4 protein-coding genes and 1 pseudogene are annotated in these 7,011 nt (G+C 46.0%); all 5 read left to right on the top strand.

The window, feature by feature from the left end; translation table 11 throughout:
* Positions 1-198: pseudogene (locus tag Q0X57_RS06915) on the top strand (1-deoxy-D-xylulose-5-phosphate reductoisomerase); the annotation flags it as partial.
* 324 nt (positions 199-522) lie between these two features.
* On the top strand, positions 523-1,338 hold the full coding sequence (locus Q0X57_RS06920) for a dihydroorotate dehydrogenase electron transfer subunit (protein ID WP_297729475.1): 816 nt from the start codon (positions 523-525) through the stop codon (positions 1,336-1,338).
* Positions 1,332-2,246, top strand: coding sequence for a dihydroorotate dehydrogenase (locus Q0X57_RS06925; protein WP_297729478.1), 915 nt, complete (start codon positions 1,332-1,334; stop codon positions 2,244-2,246). The genes Q0X57_RS06920 and Q0X57_RS06925 overlap by 7 nt, the downstream gene beginning before the upstream one ends.
* A 461-nt stretch (positions 2,247-2,707) precedes the next feature.
* The gene (locus Q0X57_RS06930; RefSeq protein WP_297729481.1) at positions 2,708-4,291 is read left to right on the top strand and encodes a fimbria major subunit; all 1,584 of its coding nucleotides are present in this window, start codon (positions 2,708-2,710) and stop codon (positions 4,289-4,291) included.
* Between the two features lie 238 nt (positions 4,292-4,529).
* Positions 4,530-6,065: a potassium/proton antiporter gene (locus Q0X57_RS06935; protein ID WP_297729484.1), complete on the top strand. Its 1,536-nt coding sequence runs from the start codon at positions 4,530-4,532 to the stop codon at positions 6,063-6,065.
* Positions 6,066-7,011: the final 946 nt, after the last annotated feature.

Consider the following 7,011-nt stretch of genomic DNA (forward strand, 5'->3'; position numbering starts at 1 on the left):
ATCCCCTGCTTGCTCAATGCGGCCAACGAGGTCGCTGTGCGCGCCTTCCTCGATGAGCGTATTGGCTTCACCGAGATAGCGCGACTCATCGAGCCCATTATGACGGCCGTCCCCTATGATGCCACCCCGACTCTCGACGCTCTGCTGCACTACCACGACGTGGCGACCGCTTTAGCCTCCGAGCAGCTCTCCCGATAGCCCTCTCGTCAAACGAACATCTGTGAGTCCTCGTAGTCCTACTATGGGAACTTTTTGTTGCCTTAGGGCGAGAAGATATTGGTTCCAACAGGGTGAAACTAAAGTTCCCCCCCCTTGGCACAAAAGTTTCACCCGTATGGTACTACAACTTCTCTAGAGATAACACATTGTCGTCAGAAGTAAAGCCTAGAATAGATGGGTATAATGCAGCATTGATGTAGATAGCGTGTGAGACATCAAAAAGCTGTACTTTTGTATCAGCAGAGACTAAAGAAGCCTAGAGATGGAAGCTATAGTTCTCAATACGCTTACAAATCAATGTATATGGATCGGATCACAACATCACAGCCTGCTATCGTTGATGCGACTATCCTACACAACGAGCAGGTAGCGCCACGCTATCACCTACTTACACTAAGACTAGAGGTCTCCTCTGACGATACCTCGTGGCTACAAGGTGTAGCGCCAGGGCAGTTTGTACAGGTAGACTGTCGCCCTACGGGAATACTCTTGCGACGCCCTATATCCATATACAAGTGGTCTAGAGAGGATCTATGCCTAACGCTCTTGGTACAGCGCGTAGGGCGTGGTAGCAACTATATATGCGACTTAACAGAGGGAGACAAGGTAAATATTGTCGGACCTCTAGGGACTCCCTTTACCATAGGCCCCACGATAGCTGGCGAGCGTCCGCTCCTAATCGCTGGTGGGGTAGGGATGGCACCTATTATTATGCTCGCTCGTCACCTGCAGCAGCTATCGGGTGTGAGACCGCACTTGATCATAGGCGCTCGCACCGCTTCCTTACTGATATTGCGAGATGAGATAGCGCAGATCGGTTGCTCCTACAGCTACACGACTGATGACGGATCGTATGGCACTCGGGGACCCGTCCTAGCGGCTCCTGAGCTAGAGCTAGACAAGTACTCTATGGTCTACACCTGCGGCCCTCGCCCTATGATGCGTGCTATCCACAACTGGGCAAAAGTGCACAACGTGCCAGGGCAGGCTTCTCTTGAAAACCTTATGGCTTGTGGCGTGGGGGCATGCCTATGCTGTGTAGAAAACATCGCAAACCAGGGGAACACGTGTGTCTGTACGAAAGGCCCTGTCTTTAACTTTGATCAACTATTATGGTAAGCACATCGGTCAATATAGGGGGAGGCATTACCCTAAAGAATCCTATCCTAACTGCTTCTGGTACTTTCGGATATGGGCTGGAGTTTGCTCCATTTCAAAATCTTAATGAGCTAGGAGGATTTATAGTCAAGGGGACTACGCTACACCCACGACAAGGCAATCCCTATCCACGTATGGCAGAGACGACGGCTGGTATGCTCAACTGTGTGGGGCTGCAGAATAGGGGAGTGGACTATCTCGTAGAGCATATCCTCCCTCAGCTAAGTCACTACGATACAGAGGTTCTCGTCAATGTGAGTGGCTCTACGATAGAAGACTATGTGGCTTGCGCTGAGCGACTAAACGATCACCCGAAGGTGCACTCCATAGAGCTAAACATTAGCTGTCCGAATGTCAAAGAAGGCGGTATGTCCTTTGGCGTCAACTGCGAGAGCGCCTACGAAGTGGTCTCGGCTGTGCGGAAGGCTTACAAAGGGCATCTGATGGTCAAGCTATCGCCCAATGTCACCGACATAACAGCGATAGCTCGCGCAGCCGAAGAGGCTGGCGCAGACAGTCTCTCTCTGATCAATACGCTCCTCGGGATGGCGATCAATGTCAAGACTCGCAAACCGAAGCTATCCACAATCACTGGAGGACTGAGCGGTCCAGCTGTCAAGCCTATAGCCGTCCGTATGGTGTGGCAGGTGTCGCAAGCCGTATCCATCCCAGTCATAGGACTAGGTGGCATCGCCTCTGTGGAGGATGTGGTTGAGTTCTTACTAGCCGGTGCCACAGCCGTACAAGTCGGCACCTACAACTTTGTAGAGCCAGATATTGCCTCTAAGCTTGTTCACGGACTCTCCAACTATCTAGAAGAGAATCATATATCAGACGTCAATGAGCTGGTCGGAGCTCTGTCTTGCTAAAGACAGAGTGTTGAATAGCGGAGATCTGGTGATAGATCTTCTAGCTACACGCATATAAACTATGGAGGAAATCGAAAGATTCCTCGGTGGCAATCTTTGATTATCCAGCGAGGAGCGGAAAAATTCTTCGGAACTTTGGTTCCGTTCTTCCGAAGTTTCATTTCATTCTTCCGAACTTTTATTTCCTAGTTCCGTGGAGAATTTTCGTTTCCTTGTGAGCTATCGGGAAATTCCTCGGTAGAAACATACATCCACGAAGATGCCTTAGACTGATGTTCTGATCTTGAGAGTGATTCCTCAGACAGTCTTACAAAATCCTAGCAACATTTAGAATTGGAATTATGTTTAGTTCGTAGATTGATCTTTTTTGGTAATAATAAAGTTAAGCTTTGGAGGATTCTTTTCTTTTGCTTAACTTCGCACTAGAACGTAAAGAAACCTATTACTTAAAGCTCAAATCTATGAAGCAACAAACACCTATGAGCCTCCTGCAGAAAGCTAATACTAGCTTGCGAAGTCATAAGAGCCTTGCGACACCTAGACTTATCTCACTAATGCTATGCTTAAGCTTACTGCTATTGGGGGCGTGTCGTAAATCGCCTAAAACTCCAGCACACATAGCCACGGAGGGCAATCTGCGCATACAGCTAAACTGCCAAGGAGTTGACTTGAGAGTTGGCGATGATGACCCGATATCTGCTATAGAAAAACTAGATTTATACTTTTTCTCCAGTGAATCTGAGACTGCAGAGCGCACGATGGTGGCTCACCGCACCTTTGGCAAAGATGAGCTAACGATCAATGCTCCTCTATCTATGTCCCTACCTGTTGCATCCTACTATCTCGTTGCTGTACTTAATGCTACGCCTGCGATTCAAAGTACGTTTGGTCAGGGAGCCTCTTGGAGTAAACTATCCGAGAAAGTTTATAAATTTAATGAGCTATACAGTGAGTCTCAAAATAAAGTAGCTTCTGTAGTGTGGAGTAATGATCAAGGACCTATACAAATTGAGAAGAGTGCCTTTGACAAAGGCGCTTCTCCTGTACAAGTACCCCTAGCGCGGACGATGGCTCGCTTAAGGATGTTTGGAGAGCCCAAAGTGCCTCAATATATGTCGATTGACTTAACTAATGGAGGTGCATTTCTCCTTGGATGTGTAGCTAAGAGGAGCTTCCTAATGCGAGAGTTAGCACCACTCATCGGAGGCTCAGGGGATGTTATGGAAAAGCCTGGAGATGGGTCAAGCTTTGCTAATCGATATGCCTATTCTTATGGTTATAAGGAGATTGCTAGCAGTAACTCAAGTGCCTATAAGACTCTTCTCAATACGTACAGAATCGATGAGATTTCTAAGACTATTTTCAATCTAGAGCCTCTTAAGCTAATACCGAAGACGGTTGATGAGTGTAATTTAACCGATTATCGATACTACGCATTGGAGACGACTATTGACCCTGATCACCTATCCTATTACTTTATACCATCTGTACTCGTGGGCTACAAAGTTTATCCTACAAACTTAAATGCACTGAGTGACTTTAAGTCAGATGAGGGATGGATTAGCTACAATGGTCGCTACTATCGAGGACGAGACTTCACCACTTATCTGAAAGCAATCCATAAACGCAATAAGGCTACGAATGGTTCAAGCCCGAGGGTAAGCATACCAGCAGACTATCCAAAAGATTTACAGGATGTATGCGAAGAGTTTGTGAGGACATATGGTGATAAAATGCAGATACCTAAAGATCCTTATCGAGACGAGATTTATCCAATAGACTTCAAGGGGTTGCGCTATTATCTGCGAAGCTACAACTATTATTACCTCCCAATCCAGCACGCGCCTGATCAAAAGGGCTATGGACACTATGGCATAGTTCGAAACAACGACTATCGTATTGAAATCAAGAGCATCTCAGACTTTGGCTCTCCAATATTAATGCAGATAGCTGATCACCCTGAAGTGTATACGCCTAAACAAGCAATCTCCTCTACACTGACTCTCTCACCTCTAACAGATCGAAATAACACTGCCGATTTATAATCTCGACGATTACCTAATAAGATTAACACAACGACCTCGAAGGAAAGTCTATATCCCTCGTGGTCGTTTTGTTATTTGATAGCTGAGTCTACGAAAGCCATTCTTAGGCAAAGAGAATTGATTTCTTTCGTATATTTGCGGATGCATCATTTATAGCATCTCTAGGAGATTTAAGATACTTTGTTGTAACTCTCCTAGAGCTTTTCTTAGATCACCATCATTCACTTAGCATCTCCTTATGATTTTATCTACTGAGACCTTTCTTATTATTGGATCTGTTGTAATCTTTGTCGCTATCCTTCTTGGTAAAGTAGGAGCACGCTTTGGAGTACCTGCCTTGCTTCTCTTCCTGCTGACAGGTATGCTCTTTGGAGTAGATGGTATCGGCATACATTTTAGCAATATGAAGGGGGTTCAGTCCATCGGGATTGTAGCTCTATCGATCATCCTCTTTTCGGGTGGTATGGGGACCAAGCTCTCGCAGATACGCCCTGTGCTAGGCGAAGGTATTGCTTTGAGTACTATCGGAGTCTTGCTTACGACACTCTTTACGGGTCTACTTATCTTTGGTGTGACCCACTACCTCTTTGCTTCGCTCACCTTCTCGCTACCTATTGCCATATTGCTAGCTGCAACGATGTCCAGTACCGACTCCGCATCGGTCTTTGCTATCTTACGTTCGCAGCGTGTGCATCTTAAGGAAAATCTAAAACCTCTCCTAGAGCTAGAGAGTGGTAGTAACGACCCTATGGCTTATATGATTACCGTCGCTCTGATCGGCTTCGTCATGGGAGGCGAAACTTCTCTATGGGGAGTGGCGGGGAGCCTTGTACTTCAGTTTTTCTTTGGAATAATAGGAGGCTTCTTCTTTGGCTGGCTATGCGTCAAGATGCTCAATAATCTGAACATTCAGAACGAAGTCCTCTATCCCATCGCTCTGCTCTGCTTGGTCATGATCACCTACGTGAGTACGTGGTACATCGGGGGCAATGGTTACCTCGCAGTCTACATAGCTGGTATCTACCTTGGAAATAGCAAAATCACAGCACGTAAGTCGGTCTATGGCTTCTTTGATGGTATCACCTGGCTCGTACAGATTATACTCTTTATCATGCTAGGACTCTTGGTCAATCCGAGCGACATGCTCCCTGTGTTGATTCCAACGCTACTCATTGCCGTGCTGATGATGTTTGTAGCCCGTCCGCTAGCTTGCTTCGTGACGCTACTACCATTCCGTAACCTATCCTTCAAAGCTCGTCTCTTCACCTCTTGGGTCGGTCTACGTGGCGCCGCACCGATACTCTTTGCCACCTATCCCGTACTGGCCGAGGTGCCTCAGTCTAATCACATATTTACTATAGTCTTCGTCATTACGCTAGTATCGCTCATCTGTCAGGGTATGACGATCACACCTGTCGCTCGTGCGCTACATCTAGCAGAGCCCGCACCTCCCGAAGGTTACTTCATGGGAGTTGAGATCCCAGAGGAGACTAATACAAATATGGAGGAGCGTGTGGTCGTAGAGGAGATGCTGACCGAGGGACATCTACTCAAGGATCTTGCGCTCAACCCCGAAGAGTTGGTCATCCTCGTACGTCGCCACGATCGCTATATAGTGCCAAAGGGAGGACTACACCTGCATCCAGATGATATCCTGCTCATCGTCTCTGAGCGTCGTGAAGCTGAGACGATCAAAGCAGAGCTTCCTACGACAGATCTCTTCTCTCGCTTGCGGAAGACGCTCGGACAGGTTACTAGCCGCAAGGCTAAGTAAAAGGCTCTAGAGGCTTTATAGTAACTGACTAAGGGGATACCCCCCTAAGCCGTAAGAAGAAAAGTGAAGTAAATACAGCGATTTCCTATCTGACTATACAGAAATAGCTATCGATCAAGTTTGCTCCTCGTAGGCGAGCTACCATAGTCACTCTATAAGAAGAGTAGAAGGCTCAATCGGTGAATTAAAGCGGTTGAACCTTCTGTTGTGAAAATAGCTAGCCTAGCTTAATTTTCGCTGTAAGATCAAAGACTCTCGTTAGAGTGTTCAGGGCGAACACATACATTCCATTCTTGTACACTAAGATGGACAGAGTCTCGCTGTGGAGCGATATAGACTCACGCTATAGCTTCTCTGAAATCACCGATGAAGTCAATCTCGCCCGAGGAATATTCCGATAGCTCCCGAGGAAATGAAATTTCCCCACCGAGGAGCGAAATAAAAGTTCGCAAGAATGAAATGAAACTTCGGAAGAAAGGAATGAAAGTTCGGAAGAAATTGTTCGTTCCTCCGAGGGTAATCTAGAATCTCCACGGAGCAATTGTTTGATTTTCTCCGTAGTGACTTTAAGAAGCTATTACTAGTTTGTCGTGTCTTGACAGTCTAGACATTGCTCTTGACAGGTCGCTAGAGATAGGCATTGACAAAGCAAAGTCATAAGCCAAAAAGCAATACAAGACAATCACAAATGCATACGATCGAAAGCATACAAATGAAAATATTCAGAATGTAGTACAACTCATCTGCATCACAATCGTACTGCAGAAAGTTGGATACCACTATAATCTTCAGACCTATCACATATAAATCGTGGTAGATTTAGTTGTAATATCTGACGTTTCACGATAATATAGTCAACTGAGAATCAATTGCTATTCACTAATTATGAATCAGTTATAACCTATTCAGTAAGCTTCACGCTACAAATATATGATCGCATATTGAC

Origin of the sequence: uncultured Porphyromonas sp., from assembly GCF_947254915.1 — a bacterium.
Classification (GTDB): domain Bacteria; phylum Bacteroidota; class Bacteroidia; order Bacteroidales; family Porphyromonadaceae; genus Porphyromonas.